The sequence below is a fragment of the Micromonospora sp. M61 genome, assembly GCF_018070245.1.
GTDB classification, from domain to species: Bacteria; Actinomycetota; Actinomycetes; order Mycobacteriales; family Micromonosporaceae; genus Micromonospora; species Micromonospora zamorensis.
The window spans coordinates 1-14,498 of record NZ_JAGPYA010000009.1 but is presented as its reverse complement, the minus strand read 5'-3'; the positions used below and the strand labels follow the sequence as shown (position 1 = coordinate 14,498).

Genomic DNA, 14,498 nt, shown 5'->3' with positions numbered 1-14,498 from the left:
CCTAGGACGGAAGTGGTGGATCACGGGAATTCGAGTTCGTTGTCGATCAGGTCGAAGATGTCCTCGGCGGAGGCGCTGTCGAGGTCGGCGTCGTCGGACGTCGCCGCGGCGGGCACGACCGAGGCCGGTTCCACGGCGGCGAGAAGTTCCCGCAGCCGGGCCGTGATGCCGGTGCCGGCCAGCGCCTCGGCGTCCAGCGCCGAGATGGCGCCGGTCAGCCGGTCGAACGCGACGTGCACGGCGTTGCCGTCCGGCTCGGCGCCGGTGGTGAGTTCCTTGCCCAGGTGCTCGGCGAGCGCCTGGGCGTTCGGGTAGTCGAAGACGAGCGTGGCGGGCAGCCGCAGCCCGGTCGCGCCGTTGAGCCGGTTACGCAGCTCGACGGCGGTCAGCGAGTCGAAGCCGAGTTCCTTGAAGGCGCGGGTGGCTTCGATCGGCTCCGAGGCGGGGCGGCCGAGGACCACTGTGGCGTGCCCGCGTACCAGATCGAGCAGGATCCGCTGCTGGTCCGCCGCGCCCAGCCCGGCCAGCCGCCGACCCAGGTCGTCGCCGGTCTCGGCGGCGGCGGCCGCTGCCCGGCGGGCCGGGGCCCGCACCAGGCCACGCAGCAGTGGCGCCACCGCGCCGCCCTGCCCGCGCAGGATCCCGGTGTCGATGTTCGCCGGGACCAGGATCGCCTCGTCGTGCCGTAGTGCCGCGTCCAGCAGGGCGAGCCCCTGCCCGGCGGTGAGCGGGGCCATCCCACCGCGGGCCATCCGGGCGTGGTCGGTCGCGTCCAGGTGACCGGTCATTCCACTGGCGTCGGCCCACAGGCCCCAGGCCAGCGCCACCGCGGGTAGTCCCTGGTCGCGCCGGTGCTGGGCGAGGGCGTCGAGGAACGTGTTCGCCGCCGCGTAGTTGGCCTGCCCGGCGCCGCCGAACGTGCCGGCGCCGGCGGAGAAGAGGACGAACTCGGCGACCGGCGCCGAGCGGGTCAGCTCGTGCAGATGCCAGGCGGCGTCCACCTTGGGCCGCATCACCTCGTCCAGGCGCTCCGGTGTCAGCGAGCCGACCACACCGTCGGCGAGGACGCCGGCCGCGTGCACCACAGTGCTGAGCGGGTGCTCCACCGGAATGCCGGCGAGCAGCCCGGCCAGAGCTTCCCGGTCAGCGGTGTCGCAGGCGACGACCTGGGCCTGGGCACCCAGCTCGGCGAGTTCCGCGCACAGCTCGGCGGCGCCGGGAGCCTGCGGACCGCGCCGGCTGGTGAGCAGCAGGTGCCGGCGGCCCTGTCGGGCGAAGTGCCGGGCCATCAGCGCGCCGAGCGTGCCGGTGCCGCCGGTGATCAGCACGGTGCCCTCGGGGTTCGGCCGGGGTGGCAGGGTGAGGGCGATCTTGCCGATGTGCCGGGCCTGGCTGAGGAAGCGGAACGCCTCCGGCGCGCGACGCAGGTCCCAGGTGCGCAGCGGCATCGGGCGCAGGTGCCCGGCCGCGAAGAGTGCGATCAGGTCGGTCCAGATCTCGCGGATCCGCTCGCCGCCGGCCTCGATGAGGTCGAACGCCTGGTAGCCGACGCCGGGGTGCTCGGCGGCCACGGTGTCGGCGTTGCGGATGTCGGTCTTGCCCATCTCGACGAACCGGCCGCCGCGGGGCAGCAGCCGCAGCGACGCGTCGATGAACTCACCGGCCAGGGAGTCGAGGACCACGTCGACGCCGCGACCGTCGGTTGCCGCGAGGATGCGCTGCTCGAAGTCGAGGCTGCGCGACGAGGCGATCCGGTCGTCGGCGAAGCCGTTGGCGCGCAGCACGTCCCACTTGCCGGGGCTGGCGGTGCCGAACACGTCGGCGCCGAAGTGCCGGGCGAGTTGGACGGCGGCCATTCCGACGCCGCCGGTCGCGGCGTGCACCAGCACCGACTGCCCGGCGCGCAGGTGGCCGGCGTCGACCAGGCCGTAGTAGGCGGTGAGGAACGCGACCGGCACGGTGGCGGCGACCGGGTACGACCAGTCGTCGGGGACCTTGGCGATCATCCGGTGGTCGGTGACGCCGATCGGTGCCATCGAGCCGGAGAAGAGGCCCATCACCCGGTCGCCGACGGCGTAGCCGCTCACACCCGGCCCCACCTCGACGATCTCACCGGCCGCCTCGTTGCCGAGCACCTGCTGGTCGGGAACCATGCCGAGGGTCAGCACCACGTCCCGGAAGTTCAGGCCACTGGCGTGGATGCGGACGCGCACGTGACCGTCCGGCAGGTCCCAGCCGATCTCCGGGCAGGGCAGCAGCTCCAGGTTGTCGAAGGTGCCCCGCTCGCGTACGTCGAGGCGCCACGGCTCGTCGCCGTCCGGCAGGACCAGGGCCGAGGTGGTCGCGGCGCGGGCCAGGCGCAGCGCGTGCGCGGTGCCACCCCGCAGCGCGACCTGCGGTTCCCCGGTGCCGGTCGCGGTGACCAGCGCGGCCGCCGAGGCGGCATCGCCGTCCACGTCGGCAAGTTGGAGCCGGTCCGGGTTCTCCGCCTGCGCGGCGCGGACCAGACCCCACAGGGGAGCGTGCACCAGGTCCTCGATCGGGTCCTCGGGGCCGGTCGACACGGCATGGCGGGTCACCACCACGAGCCGGGCGTCCGGGCCGGCGAGCCAGTCCTGCAACAGGGCGAGGAAGGAGTGCGTCGCGCTGGTCGCGGCCGTGGCGACGGCACCCGCGATGCCGCCCGGGCCGCGGGGCGCGATGACCAGGTCGGGGCGCCGGCTCGCGTCGTCGGCGACATCGGCGTACGCCACGACGTCGTGCCCGGCCTCCGCGAGGGCAGCGGACACGCCGATCTCGTCGGCGCCGAGGATCGCGACGAGGGCCGGAGCACTGTCGGCGGGAAGGGTCAGCGGGGTCCAGTCGAGACGGAACAAAGAGTCCCGGGCCGGGTCGTCGGCCGCTTCCAGGGCGCCTGCGGCGATCGGGCGCAGCACGAGCGAGGCGATCGACAGGACCGGGCTCCCGGTCTGGTCGGCGGCGAGCACCGAGACGGTGTCGGCGCCCAGCGGACGCAGCCGGACGCGCAGCACCTCCGCGCCGGTCGCGAACAGGTCCACGTCGGTCCAGGAGAACGGCAGCAGCCCGCCCTGTTCCGGGCCGGCCGGTCCGAGGGCCAGGCCGATCGGGTGCAGTGCCGCGTCGAGCAGCGCGGGGTGCAGCCCGTACGCGTCGGCGTCGGTCCCCCGGGGCAGCGCGACCTCGGCGTACACGTCGTCGTCGGAGCGCCAGATCGCCCGCAGTCCCTGGAACGCCGGTCCGTAGCCGTAGCCACGGGCTTCCAGGTCGGGGTAGAAGCTGTCCACCGGCACGGGCTGCGCGCCGGCGGGCGGCCAGACCGGGAGAGGCTCCGGGGCTTCCGGTCGGGTGGTGCTGAGCAGACCTGTCGCGTGCCGGGTCCACTGCTGTTCGGCGTCGGCGGTGTCCGGCCGAGCGTAGAGGGTGAACGTGCGGTCCGGCCCGTCCCCGGCGGCGTCGACCACCGCCTGTAGTGCCAGACCGGCCTGGTCGGGCACGATCAGCGGCCGTTCCAGGGTGAGGTCGGCGACGATCGCGCAGCCGAGCTGGTCGCCGATCCGGATGGCCAGGTCGAGCAGGGCGGTGCCGGGGACCACCAGGCGGCCGGAGACGCGGTGGTCGGCGAGCCACGGGTGCGTGGTGAGGGAGAGCCGCCCGGCGAAGATCGTGCCGTCGGCCCCGGCGAGTCCGAGGGCCGCGCCGAGGACCGGGTGGGTGACGGGGGCCAGGCCGAAGGCCGAGGCGTCGCCGTGCGGCCGGGTGCTGGGGCGCGGCCAGTAGCGCTGGTGCTGGAAGGCGTACGTGGGCATTTCCACGACGGGGGCTGCCTGGATGACGGTGTGCCAGTCGACGGGTGCGCCGCGCACCCACGCCTCGGCCAGCGACCGGAGCAGCTGCTCGGGCCCGCCCTCACCACGACGCAACGTGCCCACCGTGGCCACCTCGGCGGTGTCGGCGATCGCACCGGTCAACACCGGGTGCGCGGAGACCTCGATGAAGATCCGGTGCCCGGCCGCCTGCGCCGCCTCGACGGCCAGGTCGAGGCGCACCGGCTGACGCAGGTTCCGATACCAGTAGCCAGCGTCCATCTGACCGCCGTCCTCCACCGTGGAGAACACGGGCACCGCGCCGGCCAGCGGTTGCACCCCGTCCAGGACACGGGCCAGCTCCGCCTCCACCGGCTCGACCAGAGCGCAGTGCGAGGCGTAATCCACCTTCACCCGCTTCGCCCGCACCCCGGCCGCCTCCGCAGCCGCCAGGAACGCATCCAGGTCCGCACCCGCGACGGCGACGCTGGTCGGACCGTTGACCACCGCGACGCTCACACCCTCGGTCAACAACGGGGTGACCACGTCCAGGCCGGCGTTGACCGACACCATCCCACCAGTGCCCGACAACGCGAGCAGCGCTTGGCTACGCAACGCCACGACCCTCGCCGCGTCACTGAGCGACAGCACCCCGGCCACACAAGCCGCAGCGATCTCCCCCTGCGAATGACCGATCACCGCATCCGGCATCACACCCCTGGCCCGCCACACCTCCGCCAGAGACACGTGCACCGCCCACAACACCGGCTGCACCACATCCACCCGCTCCAACGGATCGTCGGAGCGCAACACCTCCAACAGATTCCAGTCCACGAACGGATCCAACGCCGCCGCGCACTCCGCAATCCGAGCCGCGAACACCGGCTCCGCATCCAACAACCCCACGGCCATGCCCACCCACTGCGAACCCTGACCCGGGAAGACGAACACCACACCGGAGTCGGGAGCCGCCGCGCCGGAAACCACCGAGCCCGACGGGACACCATCCGCCAGCGCCTGCACGCCACCGGCAACGTCCGGACCCAGCACCACCGCCCGGTGATCGAACACCGACCGGGACGACAGCAACGAGTACGCCACCGACGACGCGTCCGCCGCCACTGTCGACAACCGCGCGGCCTGATCAGCGACCGCCGCTGCCGTACGCCCCGACAGCAGCCACGGCGCAACCGACCCCGTCACCTCTACCGGTGCGACAGTCGGCGCGGCGGGCGGCTCCTCGATGATCACGTGGGCGTTGGTGCCGGACATGCCGAACGACGACACCCCGGCCCGGCGCGGGCGCTCCCCCGCCGGCCACGGCCGCGCGTCCACGAGCAGCTCCACCGCGCCCGCCGACCAGTCCACGTCGGGCGTCGGCTCGTCGACGTGCAGGGTGCGGGGCATCGTCTCGTGCCGCATGGCGTGGACGACCTTGATGATGCCGGCGACACCGGCGGCGGCCTGCGCGTGACCCATGTTCGACTTGATCGAGCCGAGCCACAGCGGCTGGTCGGCGGCCCGCTCCTGACCGTAGGTCGCCAGCAGCGCCTGCGCCTCGATCGGGTCACCGAGGGTGGTGCCGGTGCCGTGCGCCTCCACCATGTCCACGTCGGCCGCGGAGAGCCCGGCGGCGGCGAGCGCCTGGAGGATCACCCGTTCCTGAGCGGGCCCGTTGGGCGCGGTCAGTCCGTTCGAGGCGCCGTCCTGGTTGACCGCGGTGCCCCGGACCACGGCGAGCACCCGGTGCCCGTTGCGGACCGCGTCGGAGAGTCGCTCCACCAGCAGCATGCCGGCGCCCTCGGCCCAGCCGGTGCCGTCGGCGGCGGCGGCGAACGCCTTGCACCGGCCGTCACCGGCGAGGCCGCCCTGGCGGGAGAACTCGACGAACGTGCCGGGGGTGGCCATCACGACCGCGCCGCCGGCCAGCGCGAGGGTGCACTCACCACGTCGCAGTGCCTGTGCGGCCAGGTGCAGTGCCACCAGCGACGACGAGCAGGCCGTGTCGACGGTGACCGCCGGCCCTTCCAGGCCCAGCGTGTAGGCGACCCGCCCGGACGCGACGCTGGCCGCGTTGCCGGTGGCCAGGTAACCGTCGAGGCCGTCGTCGGCGGCGCCCATCAGCAGCGTCGAGTAGTCGTGTGAGTTGGTGCCCGCGAACACACCGGTCCGCGACCCGGACAGCGACGCCGGGTCGATGCCGGCCCGCTCGATGGCCTCCCACGACACCTCCAGCAGGAGCCGCTGCTGCGGGTCCATCGCCAGGGCCTCGCGAGGGCTGATCCCGAAGAACGCGGCGTCGAAGTCGGCGACGGCGTCGACGAAGCCGCCCTGCGCGGTGTGCGACGAGCCACGGTCGTCCGGGTCGCCGGCCAGGGCGGCCAGGTCCCAGCCACGGTCGTCGGGCAGCCCCGAGACCACGTCGGCGCCGTCGGCGACGATCCGCCAGAGGTCCGCCGGGGTGCTGATCCCGCCCGGGTAGCGGCAGGCCATCCCGACGATCGCGATCGGCTCGCGGTCCGCGGCTTCGAGGTCGCGCACCTGGTCGCGGGTGCGCTGCAGTTCGTTGATCACCTTTTTGAGGGATTCGCGCAGGCGTAGTTCGTCCGCCATCAGAACGCTCCTTGATCGGGCCGGCGGGGCAGGATGTCCGGCGTTACAGACCGAGGTCGTTGTCGACCAGGTCAAACAACTCGTCGTCGGAGGCGTCGGCGAGGGCGTCCGGGACGCCGTCGGTCTCGGCCCCGCCGGTGTTCAGCTTCGCCAGCAGGCTCTGCAGGCGCAGGACGATGCGGGCTCGGCCGCTGTCGTCGCCGTCGCGGCTGGTCAGCGCCAGTTCGAGCCGGTCGAGTTCGGCCGCGGTGGGCAGGATCGTCGCGGTGTCGGGCAGGAGTTCGTTCTTGAGGTACCGCGCGAGCACGGTCGCGGTGGGCCGGTCGAAGACCAGCGTGGCGGGCAGTTTGAGGCCGGTTTCCCGGCCCAGGTGGTTGCGGACCTCGACGGCGGCGAGCGAGTCGAAGCCGAGTTCCCGGAACGCCCGGGTCGGCGGGATGCTGTCCGCCGAGGAGTGGCCGAGCACTGTCGCCGCCGCCGTGCGTACCAGTTCCAGCAGGTGCTTCTCCCGGTCCTGCTCGCCCAGGGCCGTGAGGTGGTCGCGCAGTGCCGTCACCGTGTCGGTGCCCGCCTGCGGGCCGTCGCCCTCCGCCCCGGCCAGGGCGTCGCGGGCCTCCGGCAGGTCGGCGAGCAGGCTGCTGTGCCGGGCCATGGTGTACGCCGGGGTGAACTTCGCCCAGTCGACGTCGGCGACAGTGGTGGTGGCGTCGGTGCCGCCGACCACCCGGGCCAGGGCCGCGATCGCCGCCTCCGGGTCGAGTGGCAGCAGTCCGCGTCGGCGCAGGCGGTCCTCGACCGCGGGGTCGTCGGCCATGCCCGCCCCGGCCCAGGGCCCCCAGGAGACCGCGGTGGCCGGGAGCCCGGTGGCGCGCCGGTGCTCGGCGAGAGCGTCCAGGTAGGAGTTGGCCGCCGCGTAGCCGCTCTGACCGCCGCTGCCCCAGATCCCGGCGATCGAGGAGAACAACACGAACGCGTCGAGGTCGTGGCCGGCGAGCAGCTCGTCGAGGTGCGTCGCGCCGTCCACCTTCACGCGGGTGACCGCCGCGAACTCCTCGGCGGTGCAGTCGTCCAGCGAGGTGGGGTGGTCGACGCCGGCCGCGTGCACGACGGCCCGCAGCGGGGTGGGATCGGCGTGTACTTCGAGGAGCAGGTCGGCGACCGTGGACCGGTCGGTGACGTCGACCGCCGCGATGGTCACCCGGGCGCCGAGGCTCTGCAGTTCGGCGGAGAGTTCCGCGGCGCCGGGCGCCGCCGTTCCGCGCCGGCTGGTCAGGACCAGGTGTTCCGCGCCGGACCGGGCGGCCCAGCGGGCGACGTGCGCGCCGAGACCGCCGGTGCCGCCGGTGATCAGGACGGTGCCGGTCGGCTGCCAGGAGGTGCCGTCGGCGTCGGAGGTGACCCGCACGAGGCGGCGTCCGTGCGTACCGGTGCGGCGGATGGCCACCTGGTCCTCGCCGCCGGCGGCGAGGATCGCGACCAGGTCCCCGGCGGTACGCTCCTCGATCTGCTCGGGCAGGTCGACGAGCCCTCCCCAACGCCGTGGGTGGTCGAGGGCGACGGCCCGGCCGAAGCCCCAGACGGTCGCCTGCGACGGCCGCCGCAGCGGGTCGGTGCGGTCGACGGTGACCGCACCCCGGGTCAGGCACCAGAGTGGGGCGCCCGCACCGCCGCTGTCGCCGAGCGCCTGCAGCAGGCGCAACGTCGACAGTGCGGGGTCGGTGCCGTCGTCGCCGAGGGCCTGGAGGGAGACGACACCGGCCAGGTCGGGGGTCTCCGAGACGATCTGCCAGAGCTGGTCGGTGAGCACGCCCCGATCGGCGAGGGTGTCGTCGACGGTCGTGGTGATGACGTGCGCGCCGTGCTCCTCCAGGGCGGTGCGCACCCATCGCGTGTCGTCGGTTGGCGACACCAGCAGCCAGGTGCCGGTGAGGGCGGGTGTCGCCCCGGAGGTGAACGGCTTCCAGGTGACCCGGTAGCGCCAGTTGCGGACGGTGTCGTGCTGCCTGCTGCGCTGCCGCCAGGTGGAGAGGACCGGCAGGGCGGCGTCGAGCGCCTCGCGGGCCGCATTGTCGAGGTCACCGGCGATCAGGTCGAGGTCGGCGCGTTCGACGGCGTCCCAGAAGCGGGCGTCGGTGGGGTGCTCGCCGCGGGCGGTGGGCCGCACGGTGTCCGGCCAGTAGCGCTCGTGCTGGAAGGCGTAGGTGGGCAGGTCGACGCGCCGCGCGCCGGGGTAGCACCGGGTCCAGTCGACCGCGACGCCGCGCACGAAGACCTGGGCCAGGGCGGTGAGCAGGGCGGTCGGTTGGTCACGGTCAGAGCGTTGCACGGGTACGAACACCGCGTCGGTGACGCAGTCAGCGCCCATGGCGGACAGGACCCCGTCGGGGCCGATCTCCACAAAGGTGCTGACCCCCAGGCCCTCCAGGGTGGCGATGCCGTCGGCGAACCGGACGGCCTCCCGCACGTGCCGCACCCAGTAGCCGGCGTCCTGCATCCCGGCGATCTGCCCGGTCACGTTGGACACCACCGGGATCCGGGGCTGCGCGTAGGTCAACGCTTCGGCGACCTGTGCGAAGTCGGCGAGCATCGGCTCCATCAGCACCGAGTGGAACGCGTGACTGACCCGCAGACGCTTGGACTTCTCGAAGTGGGCGGCGACAGCGGACACCTCGTCCTCCGTGCCGGACAGCACAACCGAGCGGGGACCGTTGATCGCCGCGACCGATACCCCGTCGGTCAGCAGCGGCAGCACCTCGGCCTCGGTGGCGCGAACCGCCACCATCACGCCAGCGGACGGCAGGGCCTGCATCAGGCGGCCTCGGGCGGCGACCAGCTTCGCCGCGTCGGCCAGGGACAGCACCCCGGAAACGTGCGCGGCGGCGATCTCACCGATCGAATGCCCCACCAGGTAATCCGGGGTGACACCGAACGACTCGACCAGGCGGAACAACGCCACCTCGACCGCGAACAGCGCCGCCTGCGTGTGGACCGTCTGATCCAGGGCCTCCGCGTCGTCGGCGATCACGTCGCGGATCGGCCGGTCGAGGTGGAGGTCCAGCTCGGCGCAGGCCGCGTCGAACGCGTCCGCGTACACCGGGAAGGCCTCGACCAGGTCCAGGCCCATGCCGGGCCGCTGCGAACCCTGACCGGAGAAGACGAAAGCCAGCTTGCCGTCGGAGATCTCGCCGGTCACCAGGCCGGCGGCCGGCTTACCGGCCGCTGCCGCCGCCAGGGCGTCGCCGTGCTGGGGGCCGAGAACCACCAGGCGTTCGGTCAGCGCCGCGCGGGTGGTGGCCAGCGAGTGCCCGACGTCGATCACGTCCGGCTGCTCCCCGCCGGTGACCCAGGTCAGCAGGCGCGCGGCCTGGTCGCGCAGCGCGCCGGGGCTGCGTGCGGAGAGCGTCCACGGCACGATGCCCGCCTGCGGCCGGTGCCGGGCCGGCGGAGCGGCGTCGACGGCAGGTGGCTCCTCGATGATCACGTGAGCGTTGGTGCCGGACATGCCGAACGAGGAGATGGCGGCGCGGCGCGGGTGGTCGACGGCCGGCCACGGTCGCGCTTCGGTGAGGAGTTCCACCGAGCCGGCGGACCAGTCCACGTGCGGGGTCGGCTCGTCCACGTGCAGGGTTCGCGGGAGGGTCTCGTGTCGCATCGCCTCGACCATCTTGATGATCCCGGCGACGCCAGCGGCGGCCTGCGAGTGGCCGATGTTCGACTTGATCGAGCCGAGCCAGAGCGGCTGGTCCTTCGGGCGGTCCTGGCCGTAGGTGGCGAGCAGCGCCTGTGCCTCGATCGGGTCGCCGAGCACGGTGCCGGTGCCGTGTGCCTCCACCGCGTCGACGTCGGCGGTCGTGAGGTCGGCGGCGGCGAGAGCCGCCCGGATCACCCGTTGTTGCGCGGGGCCGTTCGGGGCGGTCAGGCCGTTGGAGGCGCCGTCCTGGTTGATTGCGCTGCCGCGGACCAGGGCGAGGACCTGGTGGCCGTTGCGTCGGGCGTCGGAGAGGCGTTCCACCAGCAGGACGCCCACGCCCTCGGCCCAGCCGGTGCCGTCGGCGCCCGCGGCGAACGACTTGCACCGGCCGTCGGCGGCGAGGCCACGCTGGCGGGAGAACTCGGTGAACGTGCCCGGTGTGGCCATCACGATCGCGCCGCCGGCGAGGGCGAGATCGCACTCACCGGACCGCAGTGCCTGCGCGGCCAGGTGCAACGCGACGAGCGACGACGAGCAGGCGGTGTCCACGGAGACGGACGGCCCTTCCAGACCCAGCGCGTAGGACACCCGGCCGGAGATGACGCTTGCGGCGTTGCCGGTGGCCAGGTAGCCCTCCACGGCGTCCGGCGCCGCCATCAGCAGGGTCGGGTAGTCGTGGCTGTTGGTGCCGGTGAAGACGCCGGTGTGGGTGCCGCGCAGGGCGACCGGGTCGATGCCGGCCCGCTCCACCGCCTCCCAGGACGTCTCCAGCAGCAGGCGCTGCTGCGGGTCCATGGCGAGCGCCTCGCGGGGCGAGATGCCGAAGAACCGGGCGTCGAAGTCGGCCACGCCGTCGAGGAAGCCGCCGGCTGCGGCGTACGAGGTGCCGCGGGCGTCGGGGTCGGCGTCGTAGAGGGCGTCCAGGTCCCAGCCTCGGTCGGCGGGCAGACTCGAAACGGCATCGGTGCCGGTGTCGACCAGTCGCCACAGGTCCTCCGGCGAACCGACCCCACCGGGGTAGCGGCAGGCCATGCCGACGATGGCGATCGGTTCGTTGGCGGCGGCCGTCACCCGCGTTTCCGCGGTGGCACCGTCGTCGGAGCCGAGCAGGGCGGCCAGGTGGCCGGCGAGCGTTGCGGCGTTCGGGTAGTCGAAGACGACGCTGGACGGCAACTGCAGACCGGTCGTGGTGACCAACCGATTCCGCAACTCCACCGCGGTGAGTGAGTCGAAGCCGAGTTCGCGGAAGGGTCGGTCGGTGCCGATGTCGGCGACGCCACCCAACCCGAGGACCGCGGCCGCCTCGGTGCGGACCACGTCGAGGAGTCGCTTCGCGCGTTCGGTGGCACTGAGCCCGTCGAGGAAGGTGCTCTGCGCTGCGGTCACGTCCTCGACCGGGGTGTACACCTCATCGAGCAACGGACGCGACCGGGCCGAGGTGAACGACGCGCCGAACCGCTCCCACTCGACGTCGGCGATCGTGACCGCCCGCTCCCCCGAGCCCACCACCTGCGCGAACGCGGCCATCGCCAACTCCGCCGGCATCGGCGGCAACCCCCGACGACGCAACTGCACGTCATCGCCGGCCGCGGCGACCATCCCGCCGCCAGCCCACGGACCCCAGGACAGCGCCGTACCCACCACACCACGAGCCCGACGCGCCGCGATCAGACCGTCCAGGAACGCATTCGCCGCCGCATAGGCACCCTGACCACCCGAACCCCAAATACCGGAGATCGACGAGAACACCACGAACGCGTCCAGGTCATCACCCAGCAGCTCATCCAGATGAACCGCACCCGCGACCTTCCCACTGACCACCTCGTCCCACACCTGGGGCGTGAGTTCCGTCAGCAACGCCGTCCGCTCCACACCTGCGGCGTGCACCACGGCTCGCACCGGTGTGTCCAGGTTCTGCAACAGCGCGGCGACCGCGTCCCGATCGGCCATGTCACAGGCGGCGACCGTGGCACGCGCTCCGGCCGCCTCGACGGCGGCGACGACGTCCGCCGCGCCGGCAGCCTGCGGACCTCGCCGCGACACCAGCACGAGGTGCTCGGCACCCTGCTCGGCGGCCCAGACCGCGACCCGACCACCCAGCGAGCCCGTGCCACCGGTCACCAGGACCGTGCCCGAGGGCGTCCACCCCGGCTGCTCACCGGTCACGGCGGCCGAACGGACCAACCGCCGCACGTACACACCCGAGGACCGCACCGCCACCTGATCCTCGGCACCAAAGCCACCGGCCAACACCCGCACCAGTCGGGCACCCACCCGCGTATCCCAGCCGGCGGGGACATCGACCAGACCACCCCACAGATGCGGCATCTCCAGACCCACCACGCGACCCACACCCCAGACCGCCGACGCTTCCGGGGTGACGGCGTCGGCGCGGCCCACGGGTGCACCGCCGGTGGTCACCACCCACAGCGGAGCGACAACGCCAGCCCGCACCAGTTCCTGCACCAGGGCGAGGGTGAGTTCGGCCGGGTCGGTGAGCCCGGTCTCCAGGGCGAAGAGTGAGACGACGCCGGTCAGGTCCTCCGGCAGGTCGTTGAGGACGGCGGCGATGACAGCCCGGTCGGCGGTCGGGGCCAGTTCGACGCTGATGACGTCCGCTCCGGCGCCCGCCAGGGTGGTGGTGATGCCCGCGCCGGTGCCGGTGGGGCCGATGACCAGCCAGGAGCCGGTCAGGGCTGCCGCTGCGTCCCCGGTCGCCGAGCGCCACTCGACGCGGTAGCGCCGGTCGTCGAGGAGGTGGCCGTCCTGGCGCTTGCGGTGCCACTCGACCAGGGCCGGGAGCAGATCACCGGCGCTGTCCACGGTGATGCCGAGCCGGTCCAGGTCGCCGTCCTGGACGGCTGCCCAGAAGTCGTCGTCGTGCACGCTGGCGCCGGATGCCCCGCCGTCGACGCCGGAGAAGACGTCGGCCAGGGTGGCGCTCGGCCAGTAGTCGCGGTGCCGGAAGGCGTAGGTGGGCAGGTCGATGAGGCGACCGCCGGGGTAGCACTGCGCCCAGTCCACCGGGACACCGCGAACGAAGGCTCGGGCCAGGCCGGTGAGGAAGGTCAGCACCTGGTCGGGGGTCGCGCGCTGAAGGGGGACGAGCACCGCCCCGGTCACGCAGTCCGCTCCCATGGCGGCGAGTACGCCGTCCGGGCCGATTTCGAGGAAGGTGGTGACGCCGTCGGCCTCCAGCGTCGCAATGCCGTCGGCGAAGCGCACCGCCTCGCGGACGTGCCGCACCCAGTAGTCCGCGTCCTGCGCCGTCGCGACCTGTCCGGTGATGTTGGAGACGACCGGGATGCGCGGCGGGTGGTAGGTCAGTCCGCCGGCCACCTGGGCGAAGGCGCCCAGCATCGGCTCCATCAGCAAGGAGTGGAAGGCGTGGCTGACCCGCAGCCGCTTGGACTTCTCGAAGTGGGCGGCAACCGCGGCGACCTCGCCTTCCACCCCGGACAGCACCACCGAGCGGGGTCCGTTGATCGCGGCGATGTCCACGCCCTCGGTCAGCAGTGGCAGCACCTCGGCCTCGGTGGCCCGTACGGCGACCATGACACCACCGGCCGGCAGCTCCTGCATCAGGCGTCCTCGGGCCGCGACCAACGTCGTCGCGTCGGCGAGGGACAGCACCCCGGCGACGTGCGCGGCGGCGATCTCACCGATCGAGTGCCCCACCAGGTGGTCCGGGGTGACCCCGAACGACTCGACCAGGCGGTAGAGGGCGACCTCGTAGGCGAACAGCGCCGTCTGGGTGTAGAGGGTCTGGTCGAGCTCGACGCCGTCGGTGATCACGTCGCGCAGCGGGCGGTCCAGGTGGATGTCGAGTTCGGCGCAGGCCGCGTCGAATGCCTCGGCGAAGACCGGGTAGGTCTCGGCCAGTTCCAGGCCCATGCCGGGTCGCTGTGATCCCTGACCGGAGAAGACGAACGCGAGCTTGCCGTCGGAGACCTCGCCGACGACCAGGCCGGCCGTCGAGGTGCCGGCCGCGAGCGCGTCGAGGGCGGCGCGGTGGTCGGCGCCGAGCGACACAGCCCGGTACGGCAGTGCGGCGCGGTGCGTCGCGAGGGTGTGACCGACGTCGACGGGGTTGGCCGTGGGGCGTCGGTCGAGGTGGTCGGTGAGTCGGGTTGCCTGTGCGCGCAGGGCGTCGTCGCTGCGGGCGGAGATGAGCCACGGGATCGGGCCCGCCTGAGTGGTCGGGCGGTCAGTGGGTTCGGTGGTCGGGGGTTCTTCCAGAATCAGGTGGGCGTTGGTGCCGGAGAACCCGAATGAGGACACGCCCGCGCGCCGTCGCCGGTCGGTCTGCGGGTGCCAGGGGCGGGTCTCGGTGAGCAACCGCACCGCACCGGCCGACCAGTCGACCTGCG

At 73.3% G+C, this 14,498-nt stretch carries 2 protein-coding genes; both read right to left on the bottom strand.

Annotated features, from left to right (window positions below; genetic code table 11):
* Window positions 1-20: 20 nt before the first annotated feature.
* Entirely contained in the window at window positions 21-6,398 is a 6,378-nt protein-coding gene (locus KBX34_RS07465) for a type I polyketide synthase (protein ID WP_374223667.1), read from the bottom strand.
* Window positions 6,399-6,480: 82 nt separating this feature from the next.
* Window positions 6,481-14,498 (bottom strand): type I polyketide synthase (locus KBX34_RS07460; protein WP_210924070.1); only part of this gene is annotated, 8,018 nt, incomplete at its 5' end.